This is a genomic window from Agriterribacter sp. (assembly GCF_035444585.1).
Taxonomy (GTDB): domain Bacteria; phylum Bacteroidota; class Bacteroidia; order Chitinophagales; family Chitinophagaceae; genus Agriterribacter.
The window spans coordinates 34,767-56,046 of record NZ_DAOMOZ010000003.1; the positions used below are offsets into that span (position 1 = coordinate 34,767).

Annotated in this window: 18 protein-coding genes; 13 read left to right on the forward strand and 5 right to left on the reverse strand. The window is 44.1% G+C overall.

Annotation, left to right across the window (positions count from 1 at the left end; genetic code table 11):
- Positions 1 to 28: 28 nt before the first annotated feature.
- Entirely contained in the window at positions 29 to 1,537 is a 1,509-nt protein-coding gene (locus tag PLH26_RS00630; RefSeq protein ID WP_324584033.1) for a peptide MFS transporter, read from the reverse strand.
- Positions 1,538 to 1,696: 159 nt separating this feature from the next.
- Here PLH26_RS00630 and purD point away from each other — a divergent pair, with 159 nt between their 5' ends.
- The 7 genes from purD (at position 1,697) to PLH26_RS00665 (ending at position 10,000) form a co-directional block, all read left to right on the forward strand.
- Positions 1,697 to 2,977 carry a phosphoribosylamine--glycine ligase gene (gene purD, locus PLH26_RS00635; protein ID WP_324584034.1) on the forward strand — a complete coding sequence of 427 codons (1,281 nt, stop codon included), beginning with the start codon at positions 1,697 to 1,699 and terminating at the stop codon, positions 2,975 to 2,977.
- A gap of 213 nt (positions 2,978 to 3,190) precedes the next feature.
- Positions 3,191 to 4,216, forward strand: a complete 1,026-nt coding sequence (locus tag PLH26_RS00640; RefSeq protein ID WP_152268270.1) for a rod shape-determining protein — start codon at positions 3,191 to 3,193, stop codon at positions 4,214 to 4,216.
- Positions 4,217 to 4,299: 83 nt separating this feature from the next.
- On the forward strand, positions 4,300 to 5,148 hold the full coding sequence (mreC, locus tag PLH26_RS00645) for a rod shape-determining protein MreC (RefSeq protein WP_324584035.1): 849 nt from the start codon (positions 4,300 to 4,302) through the stop codon (positions 5,146 to 5,148).
- Positions 5,149 to 5,150: 2 nt separating this feature from the next.
- Complete coding sequence (locus PLH26_RS00650) at positions 5,151 to 5,681, forward strand: rod shape-determining protein MreD (protein WP_324584036.1); 531 nt, start codon at positions 5,151 to 5,153, stop codon at positions 5,679 to 5,681.
- Positions 5,682 to 5,691: 10 nt separating this feature from the next.
- Positions 5,692 to 7,872: a penicillin-binding protein 2 gene (mrdA, locus tag PLH26_RS00655; RefSeq protein ID WP_324584037.1), complete on the forward strand. Its 2,181-nt coding sequence runs from the start codon at positions 5,692 to 5,694 to the stop codon at positions 7,870 to 7,872.
- Entirely contained in the window at positions 7,872 to 9,212 is a 1,341-nt protein-coding gene (rodA, locus tag PLH26_RS00660) for a rod shape-determining protein RodA (protein ID WP_324584038.1), read from the forward strand. Before mrdA ends, rodA begins: the two co-directional genes overlap by 1 nt.
- 41 nt (positions 9,213 to 9,253) lie before the next feature.
- Positions 9,254 to 10,000 carry an MBL fold metallo-hydrolase gene (locus PLH26_RS00665; RefSeq protein ID WP_324584039.1) on the forward strand — a complete coding sequence of 249 codons (747 nt, stop codon included), beginning with the start codon at positions 9,254 to 9,256 and terminating at the stop codon, positions 9,998 to 10,000.
- Positions 10,001 to 10,128: 128 nt separating this feature from the next.
- Here the strand turns inward: PLH26_RS00665 and PLH26_RS00670 are convergent, their stop codons facing one another.
- Positions 10,129 to 10,812: a zinc metallopeptidase gene (locus PLH26_RS00670; protein WP_324584040.1), complete on the reverse strand. Its 684-nt coding sequence runs from the start codon at positions 10,810 to 10,812 to the stop codon at positions 10,129 to 10,131.
- A 593-nt stretch (positions 10,813 to 11,405) separates the two neighbouring features.
- On the opposite strand from PLH26_RS00670, the gene radA reads away from it, so the two are divergent.
- The 5 genes from radA to PLH26_RS00695 all read left to right on the forward strand — a co-directional run bounded on the left by radA (position 11,406) and on the right by PLH26_RS00695 (position 16,543).
- Positions 11,406 to 12,776 (forward strand): DNA repair protein RadA, encoded by a 1,371-nt coding sequence (radA, locus tag PLH26_RS00675; protein WP_324584041.1) that lies wholly within the window; start codon positions 11,406 to 11,408, stop codon positions 12,774 to 12,776.
- 11 nt (positions 12,777 to 12,787) lie between these two features.
- A complete protein-coding gene (locus PLH26_RS00680; RefSeq protein ID WP_324584042.1) occupies positions 12,788 to 13,486 on the forward strand; it encodes a ComF family protein in 699 nt (232 codons plus the stop codon).
- A gap of 16 nt (positions 13,487 to 13,502) precedes the next feature.
- The gene (locus tag PLH26_RS00685) at positions 13,503 to 14,891 is read left to right on the forward strand and encodes a hypothetical protein (protein ID WP_324584043.1); all 1,389 of its coding nucleotides are present in this window, start codon (positions 13,503 to 13,505) and stop codon (positions 14,889 to 14,891) included.
- Between the two features lie 54 nt (positions 14,892 to 14,945).
- Positions 14,946 to 15,458, forward strand: coding sequence for a glutathione peroxidase (locus PLH26_RS00690; RefSeq protein WP_324584044.1), 513 nt, complete (start codon positions 14,946 to 14,948; stop codon positions 15,456 to 15,458).
- A 122-nt stretch (positions 15,459 to 15,580) separates the two neighbouring features.
- On the forward strand, positions 15,581 to 16,543 hold the full coding sequence (locus PLH26_RS00695) for an aldose 1-epimerase (protein ID WP_324584045.1): 963 nt from the start codon (positions 15,581 to 15,583) through the stop codon (positions 16,541 to 16,543).
- A gap of 72 nt (positions 16,544 to 16,615) precedes the next feature.
- On the opposite strand, the gene fumC is transcribed toward PLH26_RS00695, so the two are convergent.
- The gene (gene fumC, locus PLH26_RS00700; protein WP_324584046.1) at positions 16,616 to 18,022 is read right to left on the reverse strand and encodes a class II fumarate hydratase; all 1,407 of its coding nucleotides are present in this window, start codon (positions 18,020 to 18,022) and stop codon (positions 16,616 to 16,618) included.
- 199 nt (positions 18,023 to 18,221) lie between these two features.
- Between fumC and PLH26_RS00705 the strand changes: the two genes are divergently transcribed.
- Complete coding sequence (locus PLH26_RS00705; RefSeq protein ID WP_324584047.1) at positions 18,222 to 19,658, forward strand: phytoene desaturase family protein; 1,437 nt, start codon at positions 18,222 to 18,224, stop codon at positions 19,656 to 19,658.
- Here PLH26_RS00705 and PLH26_RS00710 read toward each other — a convergent pair.
- Together PLH26_RS00710 and idi are read right to left on the reverse strand one after the other, a co-directional pair.
- Positions 19,645 to 20,421, reverse strand: a complete 777-nt coding sequence (locus PLH26_RS00710; protein ID WP_324584048.1) for an enoyl-CoA hydratase/isomerase family protein — start codon at positions 20,419 to 20,421, stop codon at positions 19,645 to 19,647. The two genes, PLH26_RS00705 and PLH26_RS00710, sit on opposite strands and share 14 nt — an antisense overlap.
- A gap of 259 nt (positions 20,422 to 20,680) precedes the next feature.
- Positions 20,681 to 21,208 carry an isopentenyl-diphosphate Delta-isomerase gene (gene idi / locus PLH26_RS00715; RefSeq protein WP_324584049.1) on the reverse strand — a complete coding sequence of 176 codons (528 nt, stop codon included), beginning with the start codon at positions 21,206 to 21,208 and terminating at the stop codon, positions 20,681 to 20,683.
- Positions 21,209 to 21,280: the final 72 nt, after the last annotated feature.

Here is a 21,280-nt window from a genome sequence, read left to right on the forward strand (position 1 = left end):
TCGGGAAGCAGGTATAAAAAGCAGCAGCCTATTTATCCTGATGCATCATGTATTGCAATCTTTTGGTGAGCAAAAATAATAGTAAGGACGCCACACCTGCCATGAAAACAAACAACATAAAAAAGTCATGCATGTCGTGCATCCGGTAGCCCAAAAAGGATGTGGTCCTCCCCGACTCCGGATACAGGGCGCTTAACACCCCGGCCAGCTTATTGGCAGCGGCGTTAGCCAAAAACCATACTGCCATCAATAAAGAAGCAAATTTAAAAGGAGCCAGTTTATTTACTAACGACAAGCCTATGGGCGACAGGCATAATTCGCCCCAGGTATGCAACAGATACATGCCTATAAGCCATACCACGCTTACTTTAATACCGGGCTGCACATTTTTTACCCCGAAAGCTATCCATAAATAGCCCAACGCCAGCAGCGCCAGTCCTATAGCCATTTTAGTAGGTGAGGCGGGATCCTTTTTACCGAGCCTGAGCCATAACCACGCAAATAGCGGCGCAAACGCAATAACGAAAATAGAATTGAGCGATTGAAAAAAACTGGCCGGGATCACAAAAAAGCCCAGATCCCTTTGCGTTTGCTCTTCCGCAAAAAAAGTGAGGGAAGCGCCGGCCTGCTCAAATGCGCTCCAAAAAAAGATAACGAAGAATGCGGTAATAAAAATAACGCCTATACGCTGCTTCTCTATACCATTTAATGTTTTGTCGGAAAAAATAACAAATGCGATGAACAATACGGCGGCAATAAGCAGATAGGTAAGATAGCTGACCACTTTGGCATCTATATAAAGCAGCCCAATCATTAAAAAAGACAGGACTATTAATCCTCCCACAACCACAACGGGATTTGTGGCAATTTTAGGCGATGTCCGCGGTACCAGCCCCAGTACCTTCCCCTCCGGGTCCAATACGTATTTGTGATGAAATATCTTTTGAACAACCACGCTCAGAAGCATTCCTATACCGGCTATCAGGAATGCCCATTTAAAGTCTGCAGGATTCCCCGTATCGCCTGCCAGTCCGCATATAAAAGGTCCTATGGCTCCGCCCACATTAATGCCCATATAGAAAATGGTGTACGCCGCATCAATCCTGCGATCGCCCTTGGGATACAACTGACCTACAAGAGAAGAAATGTTGGGTTTGAAGAATCCATTGCCGGCTATCATGAAGCCAAGCCCTGAAAAGAAAAGAAAAGACGAAAGCTGGGGAGAGCCTTCATATAAATGACCACAAAAAAATAAAATAAACTCTCCGGCAGCCATTACCAATCCGCCTGCAATAATAGACATCCTGTTTCCCCAGTAACGATCGGCAATATAGCCGCCCAGCAAAGGAGTTAAATATACGAGACTCGTATAGCTCCCATACAGGTTGGAAGCAAAGGCTTTATCAAAAAGCAGGGCTTTGGTCATAAACAGCACCAAAATGGCCCGCATACCGTAATAATTAAACCGCTCCCACATTTCAGTAGCAAACAAAACATATAGTCCTTTGGAGTGTCCCTTTGAAGCTGTTTTATTCATTCGGCAACTGTTTTTGTGGATGTATATTCCCGATCTCCCGCTCAATATAGTGCATATTTTTAGACGGCTCCTACTTAACACAACTCCATTTGTAAAAAAAATGAAGTTTTAAAACAACATCGTTCTATTTTCGCAGCTCTTAATTATAAGTTTATTGCTATGAATATTTTACTATTGGGCTCCGGCGGACGCGAACACGCTTTTGCCTGGAAAATGGGTCAGAGCAACCGATGCACAAAATTATATATCGCCCCCGGTAATGCAGGCACCGGCCTTTGCGGCACCAATGTGGAGCTGGCAGTAACAGATTTTAAGGGAATAAAACAATTTTGTATTGATGAGTCCATTGAAATGGTAGTAGTGGGCCCTGAAGAGCCCTTAGTGAAGGGCATTTATGATCATTTTAAAAATGATCCTGCCATTCAGCATATTGCTGTGATCGGCCCATCAAAAGCAGGTGCAAATTTAGAAGGCAGCAAAGCCTTTGCCAAAGCGTTTATGCAACGTCACAAGATCCCTTCTGCCGCCTACAGGGAATTCAATGCCGACAATTATGAAGACGGCATTGCCTACCTGCAATCGCATGGCACGCCCATTGTGTTAAAGGCCGACGGGCTGGCAGCAGGTAAAGGAGTGATCATTTGCCAGAATCATGTAGAAGCGATGGCCGAATTTGAGCTGATGATCCAGCAGGCTAAGTTTGGAGATGCCAGTAAAAAAGTGGTAGTGGAAGATTTTCTTTCGGGGATAGAATTGAGCGTATTTGTATTAACAGACGGGGAACATTATGTATTGCTGCCCGAAGCAAAAGATTACAAACGGATCAATGAAGGAGACAAAGGGCTCAACACCGGTGGTATGGGCGCCATCAGCCCCGTGCCATTTGCGGATAAAGCCTTTATGCAAAAGCTGATCAGCACCATCATTGATCCTACGATCAGCGGATTGAAAAAAGAGCAGATCGAATATGCGGGATTTATTTTTTTCGGGATAATAAAGGTTGGCGACGATCCTTATGTTATTGAATACAACTGCCGTATGGGCGACCCCGAAACGGAAGCCGTATTGCCCCGGCTGAAAAATGACCTGGTAGAACTGTTTGAGGCTGCAGCCGCAAAAAAGCTGCATGAAATAACGCTGGAAACAGACAACAGGCATACGGCAACGATAGTGGCTGTGAGCGGGGGTTATCCGGGTGAATATGAAAAAGGGCTGCTTATTGACGGACTGGATCTGGTTCAGGAAGATGATGCCATTGTATTTCATGCCGGCACCAAACAGGAAGAAGACAAAATAGTTACCAACGGGGGAAGAGTACTGGCTGTAACCTCTTTTGGAAATACTTTGCAGAAAGCTGTCGAAAAATCCAAAGTTATCCTCGATATCGTTGAATTTGATGGCATGCATTTCCGTACAGATATCGGATACGAATTTTATTAAAATGCAATAGTCTACTACCAATACGGTACATAAGCGGCTGAAGACAACTATCGCATCCCGGAAAATAGCGATCATTATGCGGTATCCGGCAGATATGAAAAAAAATTATTTCTCTCAAAGTCAATAAAAATCAAGGTTTTGCCGTTGTATTTCAAATTATTTACAACAACTTTGCAAACATTATTTTAGAACCACATTTCTCCAATATCAATTATGGGTCTTTTCAACTGGTTTACACAGGAAATTGCTATAGATCTGGGAACGGCTAATACCCTTATTATTCATAACGATGAAATAGTAGTAAATGAACCTTCTATCATAGCATTGGACAGGAATAATCCCAAAAATGTGCTTGCAGTGGGCAAAAAGGCATTGATGATGCATGAAAAAACCCATGAAAGCATACGCACAATACGCCCTTTAAAAGATGGGGTAATAGCCGATTTTAACGCGGCCGAACTGATGATAAGGGAACTGATCAAAATGATCTACCCCAAAAAGCCCCTGTTCCCCCCGAGCTGGCGGATGATGATCTGTATTCCCTCGAGCATTACCGAAGTGGAAAAACGTGCAGTACGTGACAGCTCTGAGCAGGCAGGCGCCAAAGAAGTGTATTTATTGCATGAACCTATGGCAGCGGCGCTGGGAATTGGCATAGATGTGGAAGAGCCCGTGGGAAATATGATCGTGGATATTGGTGGCGGAACTACAGGAATTACGGTTATTGCGCTTGCCGGTATTGTTTGCGATCAGTCTATCCGTATTGCCGGCGACGAATTTACCGCTGATATTATGGAAGCACTGCGCCGTTACCACAGCTTACTGATCGGAGAAAGAACAGCAGAACAGATAAAAATTCAGATTGGAGCTGCAATGAAAGACCTTGACAATCCTCCCGATGACCTCCCGGTTAACGGGCGCGACCTGGTAACAGGCATACCCAAGCAAATTATGGTGAGCTATCAGGAAGTTGCCGAAGCTTTGGATAAAAGTATTTTCAAAATCGAAGAAGCTATTCTTAAAGCGTTGGAAACCACCCCTCCTGAACTGGCTTCCGATATTTACCGCAGGGGAATTTATATTACGGGCGGCGGCGCACTCCTTCGCGGATTAGATAAAAGATTGAGCCAAAAAATTAAATTACCCGTACATGTGGCCGATGATCCTTTAAAAAGTGTGGTGAGAGGAACGGGCATTGCGCTTAAAAACTATCAGCGCTATCCCTTTGTAATGAGATAATAACCAGGGCTGATTCTACATTGCCCCTGTGAAACATTTTTACAGCCGGTATACAAACTGTAGAATTGTAAAAACACAACCAAGTGCGAAATGTTTTTCTTTTTGTCAGACGCTATTTTAATTTCCTCATCTTTATTATAATGCAGGCAGTTGCCCTGTACATGCTGTTTCATTACAACAAGTTTCACGAAGCGGCATTTATGAGCATTGCAAGCGAAGTAACCGGCAAAATAAGCAAGCAGTACAACACCGTGGAGTACTATTTCCAGCTCCAAAAAACGAATGCCTTGCTTATTGAAGAAAATCAGAAGCTTCGCAATTTATTAAAGAATGATTTTCTTCTTCCCGACACCACTACTAAAATCGTGGTGGATTCTATAAAAGTAGATTCGCTTGAACTATACCGGCGGTATTTGTATCTTCCCGCCAAAGTCATTAACAACTCCGTTACTTCCCAAACCAACTATTTAACCATAAGCCGGGGAACCAGGCAGGGAATTACCAAAGACATGGCCGTGGTTAGTCCGGCAGGAGTTGTTGGTACTGTGGTAAATGTAAGTCCCAATATGGCTACAATAATGAGTCTTTTGCACCGGCAAAGCCGGATAAGCGCCAGTCTGTTAAAAACGGGTGAAACAGGCAGCGTGGAATGGGATGGTAAAGATCCGCAGATCCTTACCTTTAGAAATATTCCCAAATCGGCCCAGCCACAGAAAGGCGATACCGTTGTAACCAGCATATATTCTACTTTCCCCCCCGGCCAAACCATAGGCGTTATTGACGAAATTGTAACACTGCCAGGAAGCAATTTTTATTTGATGAAAATAAGGCCGTCAACTAATTTCTTTAATATTCAATTTGTATATGCAGTAAAGAATTTGCAAAAGGACGAACAGGATGCCCTGGAAAAAGCAACCCGCAAACAGGAGTAAAGATGAGTGAACTATTGAAAAATATTATCCGTTTTATAATTTTTATATTGTTCCAGGTATTTATCCTCAATAAAATACCGCCCCTGCACCAGTTTATCACCCCTTACCTGTATTTCCTTTTTTTACTGTGGCTGCCTTTTAGAATATCAAGGCTTTCGTTGACCATAACAGGTTTTTTATTTGGACTCTCTCTCGATTTTTTTACCAAAACACCCGGACTTCATGCTGCTGCCTGCACTCTGGTAGCTTACCTCAGGCCTTTTATGATCAATATTCTTATTTCAAAAGAAGATTCCGACTTTAATTATATTGCCCCCGCACCTTCCAGCATGGGATGGTCGCCATATATGGTTTATGCGCTGGTATTGTCTTTTATTCATAATGTTTATCTTGTTTTTTTGGAATGGCTGCAATTTGCAAATTTTTGGTACTTCCTGGGCAAGGTTATAGCTACCACAGGCGTTAGCTTTTTATTGATAATGATCACGGAAATACTATTTTACAGAAAACAGAAATTCAGGACAAACATATAGGGGGGTTATTATGCCTGTGTTTAATCAATCACGACAAACCATTATAAGGCTCATTTTTGCGGCCACCTTTTTAATTATCGCGGGCCGTCTGTTTGTCCTTCAGGTGGTTTCTGATAAGTACAAATTATTGGCACTTGATAATGCGGTATACCGGAAAGTGGTATATCCCGACAGAGGAATTATTTTTGACCGCAACAACAAAGCCATACTGAACAATACCATCATTTATGACCTTACGGTTACCCCTTATGAAGTAAAAAAGGTGGATACCGGCTTTTTGTGTAATCTTTTAAGCATAGATACGGCCGAATTCAGGGAAAGAATAATTACAGCCATCATCAAAAACGGGCGCTACCGGCCTTCTGTTTTTGAAGGGCTGCTTTCACTTGACCTGCAGGCCAAATTAGAAGAGAATATATGGCGCTTCCCGGGGTTTACACTCATTGAACGACCAATAAGAAATTATTTGTATAATGCCGGCGCCCATTTGCTGGGCGATATCGGCGAAGTAGATACCGCCATTATCCGGCGCAGCAATTATTTTTACCAGATGGGTGATTATGTAGGCAGGTCGGGACTGGAGCAATACTATGAAAGCGTGCTGATGGGACAAAGAGGCATCCAGAACCTGATCAAGGATAACAGGAACCGCCTGCAGGGATCGTGGGAAAACGGGAAATACGATACTGCTGCATCGGCCGGACGCAACCTGTACACTTATCTCGACATCGAATTGCAGCAGTTGGCCGAAAAACTCATGACCAACAAGGTAGGCAGTATAGTAGCCATCGACCCGCAAACGGGCGGTATACTTAGCATGGTTTCGGGACCTTCATTTGACCCTAATGATCTTACAGGCAGCACCCGTCAAAAGAAATATGCAAAATTGGCCCTGGACGTGTCTGCACCGCTTATGAACAGGGCCACAAGAGGCCTGTATGAGCCAGGCTCCACATTTAAACCCATTGGCGGACTGGTAGCGCTTGACATGGGGGTTATTACTGCCAATTACGGTTTGGCCTGCAGCGGTGCATACTACGGCTGTTCAAAAATAGTAAGGTGTGAACACCATAATCCGGGGCATGCGGCCAATATGCGCCTGGCATTGGCAAACTCATGTAACTCTTATTTTTGCCAGATATACAGACTAACACTGGACAATCCCAAAGACAGGAATGTAAAAAAGGGGTATACGCGTTGGGAAGAGTATATGAATGCTTTTGGCTGGGGTAAAAAATTAGGAGTAGATCTTCCGAATGAACTGCCGGGTAATATTCCGGATACAACCGAGTACGACAAAGATTACAGGGGATCATGGAATTCATGCACCAATGTTACCCTGGGTATAGGACAGGATAAGATGCAGGTAACACCTGTTCAGCTGGCAAATGCCATGTGCATCATCGCCAATAAAGGCTACTATTATATACCGCATTTTGTTGAAGGAATTGAGAATGAAACGGCAAAGGATTCGATGCTTAATAAGTTCAGGGAAAAGCATGCCGCCCTCACGCATATACCCGATGAAGCATATGAAGCTATTCATGCCGGCATGCAGGATGTGGTGGAAAACGGAACAGCCAGAAGTGCAAAGGTCCCCGGCATAAGCATTTGCGCCAAGACAGGTACAGCCGAAAAATACACCATCCTCGATGGCAAGCGTATCAAACTTCCCAATAACTCGATGTTCGTTTGCTTCGCGCCACGTGAGAATCCCAAAATTGCCATTGCGGTAGCGGTTGAAAACGCAGGGTTCGGTTCTACATGGGCAGCTCCTATTGCTTCCTTCCTGATAGAAAAATACCTTACCGATTCTATACGGGCCGACAGGATGAAGGAAGTGGAAAGAATATCCAATACCAACCTCATGCCTTCCTATCTCAGGCGCAAGCAATTCATCGCGGATTCTACAAGGGCTTATTTTTATTTTAACCTGAGAAAGGACAGCAGCTATATCAAAAAATATTTAAGAGGATATACAACAAATGAAAAGAAGCCCGCTAAAGCCACCCAGCCTGTAAAAGTAAAAACCCGGGAAGAAGAACCCGTGAGCAGCAGCATAAAAATACCGGCCGACACGCCTCCAGCCAATGTCTTTCCGGACGGCAAGATCATCCACATTAAAAGGCCGCGTAAAACAGACACGATATGGATCAATGACGGGAAACACCTGAAAAAACAAGAATCCTGATGAGAGCCAACAATGAAATATCGAAAAGCATAGACGGGTTGCTGTTATTCCTGTATATTCTGCTATGCCTTGCCGGAATTGTAAGCATTTTTGCTGCCACTTATAATGAAGGCGAAGATATAGTGGATAGTTTCATTTCTTTCAGGACCGATTATGGAAAACAAACCATATTTTTTTTGTTTTCTCTTTTTGCAGGTATTGTAATACTGCTAACCGACAGCAAGTTTTTTACGGCAACAGCCAATTTATGGTACACGGCAGGCATATTCCTGTTATTGCTGGTTTTTCCGTTTCACTCCAACATCAAAGGAACCGAATCCATTATTAAATTCGGAAATGCCTTTCAGCTACAGCCCATACAACTATGTATAGTATTCGCCAACCTTGCCCTGGCAAAATATATGTCGCGCATTGAAACCGATTTTAGTAAACTCAGATCTCAGCTGATTGCCGCGTCTATCGTGGTGGCGCCGGCTTTGCTGGCGATACTGCAAAAGGAAACCGGGTTGGCACTGGTATATTTCTCATTTTTTCTGGTGATGTTCCGCGAAGGCCTACCCGCTGTTGTGCTCATAATAGGATTTTCATTTGCTATTCTTGTAGTGGCTACCTTATTAATGAACCCTAACATACTCGCACTTATTTTAACCGGCATAGCATTACTTGCCGCTTATTTTATGCGCAGGCAAATTAAACGTCATAAGTCCGTGCTATTCTGGATCATTGCTATCTGGGCCATCTGCGTGAGTATACAGCGCTTTGCCGTACCGTTTATTTTTGATCATGTATTACAGCCTTACCAGGTTAAACGCATATACGATACCATTGGGAAAGATTATATACCCAAAGATGCTGCTGCTCTTGCCGACATTGTAAAGAATACCGCCCAGAAAAAAGACGCCGGGAACTATAATGTAAAGCAAAGCAAAATTGCAATAGGCAGTGGCGGTTTGCTCGGAAAAGGACTTTTAAAAGGCACCCAAACCCGTTATGCTTTTGTACCGGAGCAAAGAACGGATTTTATTTTCTGCACCATTGGAGAAGGTTTTGGCTTTGTGGGCAGCATGATATTTTTAGCCATGTATGTGGTTTTGCTTTTCCGCATTGTTACCATTGCAGAAAGACAGCGCAGCACTTTTAGCCGTTGCTATGCATATGGAGTGGCTTCCGTGCTTTTTTTTCATATTGCCATCAACCTTTGCATGACCATGGGCCTGGCGCCTGTGATCGGTATCCCGCTTCCTTTTGTGAGTTACGGAGGACTGTCACTCGTAACTTTCAGCATTATGATATTCATACTGCTCCGTTTGGATAAAGACCGGCAGATGGTGCTCAGGTAATTTGAGATTTAAAATTTGAGATTCGTCAATACATTTGCCGTATGAAAATTATTCCGTTAAGTGAAGGCGCCTTTACTGTAGACCAGTCCAAACAATTTGTTCCTTTTAACCTTACCAGGGATGATCTTCTGCAAAGATCCGCAGGAAGCCTGCTCGTGGAAATTCAGCCCTTTGTTGTAATTACTTCAAAAGACGTATTACTCATAGATGCAGGATTGGGTTTTTCAGATGCTGACGGCACACTTCAAATCCATCGAAACCTCATCAGCAATAATATCAATCCGTCAGACATCACCAAAGTGCTGATGAGCCACCTGCACAAAGATCATGCGGGCGGAGTAAGCTTATACGATAAAATGCTTAACCAGCGTTTCCTGAGTTTTCCCAATGCCACCTATTATGTTCAGCAGGAAGAGCTAATGTTTGCATTGCAAAAAGGATTGCCATCATTCATACCCGATGAAATTGAAATACTGCAGCTTGCCGGCAATGTACATTTTTTAAAGGGAGATGGCATTATTGATGATTATATCCGGTACGAAATTACAGCCGCTCACAGCCCCTGGCACCAGGTGTTTTGGATAGAAGAGAATGGCGAAACCATTTTTTACGGAGCTGATGACGCCCCGCAATTGCACCAGATGAAAAGCAGGTTTGTAGCCAAATACGATTACGACGGGAAAAAATGCATGGAGCTGCGCCAGCAATGGTGGCAAAGAGGTCAACAGGAAAAATGGACCTTTCTTTTTTATCACGATGTGAAAAACCCCGTGTGGAGCTTTAAGTAAGGTAAAAAGAGGATATATCTCAAAAGACCTTCTTTAGAAGATATGCCACAAAGCCTGATCTTCAGGTTTTATTTTCTTCGTGCTTTCGTGCCCGCCCCTTGCATGTGTATTGTCAAATCAAGGATTACTCAGCTTCTTCTGTTACCTGCGTATATAAGAATATACTGCGCAAGGGTAACTATAGAAGCGATCGCAGCTACTACATAGGTCATGGCAGCCCATTTTAAAGCATCTTTTGCCATGGGGTACTCCTGTGCATTGGTAACATTCGTGTGCTGCAGCCAGGCTAAGGCCCGCTTGCTGGCATCGAACTCCACCGGGAGGGTTACAACAGAAAAAATGGTAGTAAGTGCAAATAAAACGATCCCTATCAATAATAGCGAAGGAAATACCTTAATGAGCAGTATGCCGCCAATTAAAACCCATTGAACCAACATTGAGCTGTACTGTACGATGGGCACCAAACGGCTTCTTAACATTAACCACCTGTAGGAGGTAGCGTGCTGAACGGCATGCCCGCATTCATGGGCGGCTACTGCCGCAGCTGCCACCGACACCCCATTGTATACATCGGGACTAAGATTTACGGTTTTATTCAGCGGATTATAGTGGTCGGTCAAAAAGCCATTGGAGGCGTTAACGGTAACATCATATATTCCATTTTCTTTTAACATCTTCTCCGCCACCTGTTTGCCACTCAAGCCGCTTACAAGGCCTACTTTACTGTAACCGGCAAATTTCCCTTTTAAACGCATGCTTACCAGCATACTAATGCCCACAAAAATGAGCGATACCACCCAAATTGATCCCATGGTTTTTGAATATTTATTATGTATTACCCACAGCAAACTACCTACCATTTAAGATTATTGCCATTAAAGCCGGTGTACAAATATGCCGAAAGTCTTTTTGTCAGTCGAATTAATTTTAAAAAAATATAACCGACAACTTGACAAAATTCTGTATCATTCAGGCAATTTAAAAAAAACAATAATTAACTGATTATCATTAACTTATATCGTATATTCAAGCTGTTGGGGAGGATGAAAAGTTATTCACAGGGGGCAAAATTAATTTTGTTATGTTTAAGCAATTTGTAATTTAGTGCAAGAATTTAATGGGTTAGTAAGTACTAAAGGGTCGGCATAAGCTGACCCTTTAACTTTAAAATACTTTTCGTTCGCACCTGCATATCTTTCCTTAGAAAAATATCCTTCGTTATCTCTTTTAGATTTTACCTGCCTTTGAATTTTTACTGATGTAATTCTTCCGCTTATCAGCAATGTTTCTTCTTTAGCGCAAAGTAAAATTTGAAATGACTGGCTTCAGCCGTTTTACTTTAGCTGTGCTGTCATACGATCAACATATCTGTTTCCGGTTTCATCCCTCTCCGTATCTTTAGCACATGAGCAAAATAAAAACTGCATTCTTTTGTAGTAACTGTGGTTATGAATCTGCTAAATGGACAGGAAGATGTCCTTCATGCAGCGAGTGGAATACTTTTGTAGAAGAGCTTATTGAAAAACCTTCTAAAAATAATAAGGGATGGAAAGGATACAATGATAACGGAGGTGAAGTGAAAACAATTGCACTGCACGAGATATCAACGACAGAAGAAAAAAGAATCATTACACCGGATGCAGAGCTGAACAGGGTTTTAGGCGCGGGCATTGTAACAGGGAGCCTGGTGCTGGTAGCCGGAGAACCGGGCATTGGTAAATCCACGCTGTTCCTGCAAAATGCATTATTGCTGGAAGACGTGATCACTTTATACATCAGCGGTGAAGAAAGTGAACAGCAGATTAAAATGCGTGCCGACCGCCTGAATATCAAAAATGAAAACTTTTACCTGCTTACCGAAACATCCACACAAATTATATTCCAGGAAATAAAAAAATTAAAACCGCAACTGGTAATTGTTGATTCCATTCAAACTTTACATTCGCCATACATTGAATCTTCTGCGGGAAGCGTATCGCAGATCAGGGAAAGCGCTTCCGAATTTCAACGCTTTGCAAAAGAAACCAACACACCGGTTTTTTTGATCGGGCATATTACCAAGGAAGGAAGTATTGCCGGTCCCAAGATACTGGAACACATGGTTGACACTGTACTCCAGTTTGAAGGCGATCAGCATTATGCCTACCGGATTTTGCGAACACTCAAAAACCGTTTCGGCTCCACTTCCGAACTGGGCATTTATGAAATGACCGGAACGGGTATGCGGCCCGTATCCAATCCTTCCGAAATACTGATCTCGCAAAAAGAAGAACAACTGAGCGGCATAGCCATTGCAGCCACGCTTGAAGGCCAAAGACCCTTATTGATAGAAGTGCAGGCGCTTGTTACCCAATCGGTGTATGGCACTCCCCAGCGAACAAGCAGCGGGTTTGATCTGCGCAGGCTTCAGCTCCTGCTGGCTGTCCTGGAAAAAAGGGGTGGATTTCATTTTGGGATGAAAGATGTATTTGTGAATATTGCAGGCGGGCTAAAGGTGGAAGACCCTTCCATAGACCTGGCCATGGTAAGCGCTTTGCTGAGCTCTTATGAAGATATTCCCCTGCCGCATCAAATCGCTTTTGCCGGTGAAGTTGGACTGAGTGGTGAAATAAGGGCGGTAAACCGGATAGAGCAGCGCATTGCAGAAGCTGAAAAGCTGGGTTTTGAAAAAATGATCATCAGCAAATACAATCAAAAGGGTTTAAGCAAGCAACATTTTGGCATTGAACTGGTAACGCTGGGCAGGGTTGATGAGCTGTATAAATACCTGTTTTAAAATTAACGCACTTGATAAAAACTGCTTTCAATAGCATCTCCCACCTTCTCTTTCCGCAACTGTGCAATGGCTGCGGAAGCGATCTCGTTAACGGGCGTCACCTCATTTGCCTGAAATGTTACCGGCACCTGCACGAAACCGGCTTTGCATCGCTTGCCGATAACCCGGTTGAAAAAACATTCTGGGGAAGACTGGCCTGCAGCAGTGCCATGAGCCAGTACTACTTTGCTAAAGATTCGCTGTTGCAACAGCTTATACACCAGTTTAAATATAAAGACAATAAAGAGCTGGCCCATTACTTTGGAACGCTGATGGGTGAAACATTACAAACGTCACCAAGGTTTCAATTGCCGGACGCGATCGTTCCTTTACCGCTTTTCCCCGATAAGGAATACAAAAGAGGTTATAACCAGGCGGCGTTACTGGGCGAAGGCATTGCCGAAGTTTTACAGGTGCCCGTATCATGCAATGCAGTGCTTCGCACACGGTATACTTCTACCCAAACCCACAAAACGCGCATGGAGCGGTGGCAAAATGTAGAAGGTGTTTTTACCACAGCAGCCAATGCACAACTCCATAAAAAGAATATATTGCTGGTAGATGATGTGATCACTACGGGCGCTACCATTGAAGCCTGCGGCAATGCCATCCTGGAAGACTTTCCGGGTGTAAAACTAAGCATCGCCACTTTGGCTTTTGCTGCTGCCTAAAAGAATGAATGTGCAAATGAAAAGACTCATTTACTTTTTGCTGCTGTTGTTTTTGCTGAAAGGCATTGTGTCCTGTAAAAAACAAATATTCATTACCGATAAAAATGCGGTATTGTCTTTTACCGCCGACACTTTACGGTTTGATACCGTGTTCACATCCACCGGATCGGTTATACAATATTTTACCATCATAAACAGCAACACGCAAAAGCTGAAACTAAGCAGTATAAAATTAATGGGAGGCAATGGCTCTGCTTATAAAATAAATATTGATGGCAATGCTTCGCCCGAAATGAACAATATTGAAATGGAGGCGGGAGACAGCATTTATATATTCGTGTCGGTTACCATTGACCCCTCATCAAACAACCTTCCTTTTATTGTGCGTGACAGCATACAGGTTGATTACAATGGCAATCAAAAATACATTCAATTGGAAGCGTATGGACAAAATGCCCATTTCCTGCGCAACCATCTTGTTGATACGGATATGAACTGGAACAATGACCTGCCCTATGTTATTTCGGGCGGTATACAGGTTGCACAAAATGCCACCCTCACCATTGAAAAAGGCTGCCGTATTTATCTGCATGCCGATGCGCCATTTATCGTAGACGGTACATTAACCGTTAACGGAACAAGCATGGAGCGCGTGAGCTTCCAGGGTGACAGGTTAGACAATGCATACCGCGACCTCCCGGCATCCTGGCCAGGCATATACTTCAGGGAAACGAGTGTCAATAATATTATTCATTATGGCATTGTTAAAAACGCGTACCAGGGCATTATAGCCGTTGGAGGCGCCATCAATGCATTGCCCAAGCTGCAGCTGCGCCAGTGTGTTATAGATAACATATACGACACCGGCATACTGGGGCTGGGTTCCGGTATCGAGGCTGTAAACTGTCTTATCAGCAATTGCGGATCCAATATCGTGCTCAGCGAAGGAGGAGAATATAATTTTACTTATTGCACTATAGTAAGTTACGACAACAGTTATATCAGTCATAAAAAGCCGGTATTAACCCTGAGCAATGCCGATGAGGCAGGCAACAGCCATAACCTCAATGCGCTGTTCCGCAATTGCATCATATGGGCCGGCGGCCAGAATGTTGAAAACGAAGTGTTAACAGATAAAAAAGGAAACGCTGTATTTAATGCATACTTTGACCATGTTTTATACAAGGCTGAAAACATATCACCGGATATTAATATAATAAATGGCATCGCCAACCAGTACCCTGCATTTGACAGTATTAATGCGGATCGCCATTATTTTGATTATCATATCGGGAAAAATCAGTCTCCCGCTGCCGGTGCCGGCACACCCGTTCCGGTAAGCAATGATCTTGACGGGAAAACAAGAACAGGGGAGCCCGACCTGGGCTGTTATACAAAAGATTAACGCCGGATTCGGGTTTTTTGTAGCAAATTTGTGTTTTAATTAAACTCTTTTGTTATGATACGTTTATTATTTGTAGCGCTTGCCCTAATGGTCGCCTCTTCTGTTTACGATTTTAAAGTAGAAGGACTGGAAGGCGGGACCATTGATCTTTCCCAGTACAAAGGGAAGAAAATATTAATAGTGAACACCGCATCCAAATGTGGATTTACCCCCCAATACAAAGACCTTGAGGCATTGTATGAGCAATATAAAGACAGGCTGGTGGTCATTGGATTTCCTGCAAATAATTTTATGCGGCAGGAACCGGGCACCAATGCAGAGATAAAGGAGTTTTGCGAAAGGAATTACGGAGTTACATTTCCCATGGCGGCTAAGATCTCTGTAAAAGGAGATGATATACATCCATTGTTTAAATACCTTGATGACGAAGCGGAAAAAATAGGCATCAGGAACCCGGTGAAATGGAATTTTACCAAATTTCTGATAGATGAAAAAGGAAAGCTGCTTACCGTTTTCCCAAGCAAAGTAAATCCGATGAGCGAAGAGGTTTTAAAATACCTGAACTGATCAGGGGATCAATACCATCAAAATGCCCGCATGATTCATTTACGCGGGCATTTTAATTTACGCAACCGGTTGATCACCGTTTTGTCATTACCTTGCATTATCTTGAAGATAAATCACCGGCAATGTTCACTATAGAAAGGCTTCAGCATAATGGATTTAATAAAATATTGTTAGCAGACGATGTTTCACAAAGCGGGGTAGAGATCGTACCCGGATGCGGCGCCATGCTGCATGCGTTCACTGTTCAGAACGAAAAGCATACCATAAACATCATTGACAGCTACCGCAACAAAGATGAGTTTGATGAAAACGCTGAAACCAGCGGATTTAAGGGGCTAAAGCTATCGCCCTTCCCGTGCAGGATCCCCAATGCAGAATATCGCTTTAACGGCCACCGGTATCATTTCAATAATTCCCTGCTGGAAGGTTCTGCCATGCACGGCTTATTATACAGACAACCATTCCGTTTGGTACAGGAGCAGGCAACCGAAAACTTTGCCGCCATAAGTTTATTGCATGAATACAGAGGCAGTGATGCAGGTTATCCCTTCCCGTATGACTGCATTGTTGATTACCGCCTGGAAAAAGAAAATACATTAAGCGTTACCACCACGGTAAAAAACACAGGTGCTTCACCCCTTCCCATAGCCGATGGCTGGCATCCTTACTTTACCTTTGGCAGTAAGGTTGATGATCTTGAGCTGCAATTTCAATCGCAGGAAGTGATGGAATTCATCAATCTCATTCCTTCCGGAAGGATACTGCCTTATGCTACATTCTCTTCCTTTGCCCGTATTGGTGAAACCGCACTGGACAATTCATTTGTACTGGATTTTAGCAAATCACAGCCCATGTGCATTTTGCGCGAACCTGCCACAGGATGGCAACTGGAAATACGGCCGGATAAAAGCTATCCCTATTTGCAAATTTATATTCCTCCGCACCGCAGGAGTATTGCTATTGAAAATCTCAGCGCTCCGCCTGATTCATTCAATAATGGTATTGGTCTTATTGTTCTCCCGGCAGGAGCAGATACCCGCTTCTTCACGCAATATGCCGTAAAAAATAAAACGGGAGGCTTTTAGTTATCAACCGCTCAGATAGCAATGAGGCGGCAGCGTAACTGCTATTGCACAATCTTGTGTTACAAACTTCGGCTATCCGTTGCTGATGTCGCCCACCATGTTAACAGGCTGCACCCATTCGTCAAATTGCTCCGGCGTTACATAGCCCAGCTTAACCGACATGGCTTTTAACGTAGTGCCTTCCCTGTGCGCTTTTTGAGCAATTTCCGCGGCTTTATAATAGCCGATCTTTGTATTCAGCGCTGTTACCAGCATCAGGGAATTGTCTACATGCTTCTTAATATTGGCTTCAATAGGCGCTATACCGCTGGCACATTTGTCATTGAAGCTTATGCAGCCGTCTCCTACCAGCCTGGCGCTGTGTAAAAAATTATAGATCATCACAGGCTTAAAAACATTCAGCTCAAAATGCCCGGTTGCTCCGCCAATATTGATGGCTACATCATTTCCCAGCACCTGTGCCGCGATCATCGTTAAGGCCTCGCACTGGGTAGGATTAACCTTGCCGGGCATTATAGAGGATCCCGGCTCATTATCGGGAATAAAAATTTCGCCTATGCCGCTTCGCGGCCCTGATGAAAGCATGCGGATATCATTAGCTATTTTCATCAGGCTTACCGCAACGGTTTTTAAAGCGCCGTGCGCTTCCACTATAGCATCATGCGCAGCCAGAGCCTCAAATTTGTTTTCTGCGGTTATAAAAGGCAGCCCTGTTAAGTCTGCAATATGTTTGGCTACATTTTCGGCATAGCCCTGCGGCGTATTTATTCCGGTTCCTACTGCAGTGCCGCCCAGGGCCAGCTCACTCAAATGCGGCAATGTATTTTTAATGGCCCTGAGCCCGTGGTCCAGTTGCGACACATAACCGCTGAATTCCTGCCCAAGCGTTAAAGGAGTAGCATCCATAAAATGTGTGCGGCCAATCTTTACCACATGCATAAATGCTTTGCTTTTGGCAGCCAGGGTATCCCTGAGCTTTTGTATACCGGGAATGGTAACTTCGGCAAGCATGGTGTAGGCGGCAATATGCATTGCCGTTGGAAAAGTATCGTTGCTCGACTGCGATTTATTTACGTCGTCATTGGGATGTAAAAATTTTTCCCTGTCACCCAGCTTACCCCCGTTCAGTACATGCCCCCGGTATGCTATTACTTCATTAACGTTCATATTGCTTTGGGTACCGCTACCGGTTTGCCATACCACCAACGGAAAATAATCGTCCAATTCATGCGCCAATATTTCATCACAAACTTTGCCGATCAGGGTTGCTTTTTCCTGCGGCAGCACACCTGCCTCAAGGTTGGTAATTGCCGCTGCCTTTTTAAGATAAGCGAACGCGCTGATGATTTCCTTTGGCATACGGTTAATATCCTGTGCGATCTTAAAATTATCAATGCTTCTTTGTGTTTGTGCGCCATAGTAAGCATGGGCGGGAACCTTTACTTCTCCCATTGTGTCTTTTTCTATCCTGTAATCCATGGTGGTATGCAGCTATTTAAAAGAATTAAAAAAAAGGTTACGATGCGGCTCATCCGCCGGCGCTGCAAAATTACAGGTTTACTGTTTATTGGTGTCGCTGCATTATTTTAGCGCTGCAGTTTCCTGGTGGAAACAAAACAATTGCCGGAGATCATTTGTATCTTGGTAGAGATGACAGGAATTTAAAAATAAAAAGCAGGTGCAAAAAACGGAATTTGACGCTATTGTGGTTGGATCAGGTCCCAACGGATTAGCAGCGGCTATCACATTACAGCAGGCAGGGCTTTCGGTACTCGTATTAGAAGGCGAAAATACAATCGGAGGAGGCCTGCGATCAAAAGAACTTACGCTGCCCGGCTATATCCATGATGTCTGCTCCGCCATTCATCCCATGGCTGTCAGTTCCCCTTTTTTTAACAGCCTTCCGCCTGAACAACACGGCTATTCCTATATATATCCTCCGGTTGCCGCTGCACATCCTTTCGATGACGGAACTGCGGCTGTTTTGAAATCATCAACGCAGGAAACAGCAGCTTCATTGGGTACAGACAAGGATACCTATTTACAACTCATCAATCCCATAATAAAAAGATGGCCATCAATAGCTGCTGATGTACTTGCACCCCTGCATATCCCCAGGCACCCGCTGGCAATGATGCAGTTTGGCCTTAAAGCCATTTCCTCCGCCACACATTTGTCAAAAAGATTCAGCACAAAAACAGCAAAAGGACTTTGGGCGGGTATGGCAGCGCACGCCATTCAACCACTAAACAACCTCACCACATCGGCCATTGCTCTTGTGTTAATGACGGCTGCACACCTTAAAGGATGGCCGATAGCGAAAGGAGGGTCACAAACGATAGCCAATGCACTCGCCTCTTATTTTATCTCCCTGGGGGGGAAAATAGAAACCGGTTTTTATGTTCGCTCATTGCAGCAGTTACCCGCTTCAAGGTCCGTTTTATTTGACATAACGCCGCAACAACTATTAACAATCGCTGGACATAAGTTCTCTTCATTATACAAATGGCAGTTACAAAAATACAGGTACGGGATGGGCGTCTTTAAGATAGACTGGGCCCTTGACGCACCCATTCCTTTTACGGCCGGCGCATGCAAAGCGGCAGGCACGGTACACATCGGCAATACAATGGAGGAAATAACGGCTTCGGAACAACTGACCTCAAATGGCGGTCACCCCGATAAACCTTTTGTATTACTGGCACAGCAAAGCGTATTTGATCCCTCCAGAGCGCCGAAGGGAAAGCATACCGCGTGGGCCTACTGCCATGTGCCCAATGGTTCGGTAAAAGATATGACCGGGGCTGTTGAACGCCAGGTAGAACGTTTTGCGCCCGGCTTCAGGGAAAGGATACTGGCCAGGCATATAATGAATACCGAACAAATAGAATCCTATAATCCCAACTATATTGGCGGCGACATTAACGGCGGTATAATTGATATAGGGCAATTGTTCACCCGGCCGGCACTACGTTCCTCACCCTACAGGACTTCAGCAAAAGGAATGTATATCTGCTCTTCTTCTACTCCGCCCGGGGGAGGCGTGCATGGCATGTGCGGCTATCATGCTGCAAAGCGTGCATTAAAGGATATATTCAATATCAAAGTCCTTTAAATACCGGCGGTCTTTTTTCAAGAAAAGCGGCAGCACCTTCCTTTGCATCGGCGGTATCAAAAAGCTCACCGAAGATATTTATTTCCGTTTCGTAGCCGTTGGTGCTTTCATCAAAAACGGCATTGGCTGCTTTTATGCATCCCGCTATTGCCAGGGGAGCTTTGGTATTGATAAGCCCGGCAACAGATAAGGTTTTATTCATCAGCTCTTCCTGGGGTACCACATAGTTCACCAGTCCGTATTGCAGCGCAGCAGCCGCGTCAATCATATTGCCGGTCATCAGCAATTCCATAGCACGCCCTTTACCGATCAGTTGGGTTAAACGTTGTGTACCACCATATCCCGGGATCAGGCCAAGGTTCACTTCGGGCTGACCAAATTTGGCATTATCGCTGGCAATGCGGAAATGACAGGCCATAGCCAGCTCGCAGCCTCCGCCTAAAGCAAAGCCGTTTACGGCAGCTATAACCGGCTTGGGACAATGTTCAATTTTATTGAACACCTGCATTTGGCCTTTTTCGGCCATTGCTTTCCCCCCTTTGGCATCGAGTGCGGCAAATTCACTGATATCGGCCCCTGCAACAAAGGCTTTGGTACCACTGCCTGTTATCACTGCCGATTTTATTTCAGCATTATTGTACACATCATTAACGGCCGCACCCAGTTTTTCTATCACTGTTTTGTTGAGGGCATTCAGCTTGTCGGGACGATTGACAGTAATAATGAGCGTATGATCGTGAAAAGATAAGGACAACGATTCCATAAAAATTCATTTTAGCGTTTGCAGATGATCGGTACCTGAGCGGTACATTTTGCCCACGTAAAGGTAACACGCTTTGTTGGTAATCAGCCCGGAGCTATCAGATTTCAGCCATCAGCCAATGTAATACTAAGGATAAGTTAAGTTCTTCTCACCTTTCACGTCTCACGTTTCCTCGAAACCTGCATGTATACTTCCGACAAGCCATTCACAATTCACTATTCACAATTCACTCAACGGCCGGATGATGATACTGCCGCATTTAAATCTCTTTTCTGTACGCTTCAATAAGAGGAAAAGCAATGGCAAACCAGGCCGTATATTTCCCGGGATCAGTCTTCAGCTCTTCCCTGATCATATCGATTGACTTATAACAAAAAGCACTTACTTCTGAAGGATCCGGTACAATTTCCCCTTCGTATTCACCAATAAATACATGGTCAAACTCATTTTCTGTAAGACCATTATCAAAGCCGGCTTTATATATAAAATCAAATGCTTTCTGCAGGGGCACAACAAAACCGAGCTCCTCCTTCAATCGTCTTTGTGCCCCGGCTATAGTGGTTTCACCCGGCCGGGGATGACTACAGCAGGCATTGGTCCACAAGCCTGCACTATGGTATTTGCCGCCGGCCCGCTGCTGCAATAGCATTTCTCCTTTATTATTAAAAATAAACACACTGAAGGCCCTGTGCAGGAGAGCCTTGCGATGTGCCTCCATTTTTTCCATGGTACCTACCTGCTCATCCCTTTCATTTACCAAAATAATATCGTGCACCGGGGTATTCACTTCAATGTTTTTAAGATTTTAATGCCTGGCTGCAAACCTATATCATTTAATTTTTACTTTGATGTAACTTTT